The following is a 1,077-nucleotide window of genomic DNA, read 5'->3' on the forward strand; positions in this document are numbered from 1 at the left end:
TATTTTATTTACATTTTTTAATTTCTCAGCTACACCTTCTCTAAGTTCAGGAATGCCAGCTGAAGGAGTATATTTAGTTTTACCTTCTTTTAATGCTCTTACAGCACCTTCTTTAACATAATCTGGAGTGTCAAAATCAGGTTCTCCTGCTCCAAAACCAATTACATCTATTCCTTTTTTTCTAAGTTCATTTGCTTTTGCAGTTATAACTAATGTGGCTGAAGGTTTTACTTTCTTAATTCTTTCTGATAGTTCCATACTTCCTCCAAGTTAAAATTTTAAGTGTTTAAAAATTTTAGCCTATTTATCATCAGCGTGCCACACCCGCCAATTTTTCTTGTTCTATATTTATTTGATAAAGTTACTTTTACCCCTTCATTTTTTAAAAATAAGAATGCTTTTTCGTATTCTTCATCTGGTGTTGTTTTAAAGTTTATTCCTTCTATTTCGTTAAATTTTAGAAGTGAAACTCCCACTTGTAAATATTTTGCAATTTCTGCAAGTTTTTTCAGTTCTTCTTTAGAATCATTTACATTTTTGATTAAAAGATAGGCAATTGAGTAATTTTTCTTTTTTCTTTTTGAAAGTTTATCTAAATGCTGTTTAAAAGTTTCTATTAATTTATCAAAATCTACTGACTTTGGTATAAGTTTTTTTCTTTTTTCTTCATTTACTGCATGTATTGAAAGGGTTATGCCGTTGTGAGGAAGGTTTAAAAGCTCTTTAAAATTTTTAACTGGAAAACCTGTTGTGTAAAAACTTACCTTTAAACCCTTTTCCTTAAAATAGAAAAACGCTTTTTTTACATTATCCCAGTTTAAAAGAGGCTCTCCTATCCCTGCAAATGTAATATTTGTTATGTTTTCTTTATCTGAGTTTTCATACTGGTCTATAATTTCCTCAAATGATAAATTTCTAATAAGACCTTTCATACCTGATGCGCAGAAAGCACATTCTACAGGACAGCCAACCTGCGAAGATACACATAAAGTATTTCCTCTGTAAAAAACAGACTCTATTGTGTAGCTGTCTTTAGTTTCAAATTCATATAGTTTATTTAACTGGTCATTAATTACA

The 1,077-nt window shown here is 29.5% G+C and carries 2 protein-coding genes; both read right to left on the reverse strand.

The window, feature by feature from the left end; all coding sequences use genetic code 11:
* Positions 1–258 (reverse strand): aminotransferase class I/II-fold pyridoxal phosphate-dependent enzyme (locus HG1285_RS00295; protein ID WP_008289706.1); only part of this gene is annotated, 258 nt, incomplete at its 3' end.
* A gap of 20 nt (positions 259–278) precedes the next feature.
* Positions 279–1,077: radical SAM protein (locus HG1285_RS00290; RefSeq protein WP_008289707.1), on the reverse strand; the 799-nt coding region annotated here is incomplete at its 5' end.

This window comes from Hydrogenivirga sp. 128-5-R1-1 (genome assembly GCF_000171895.1).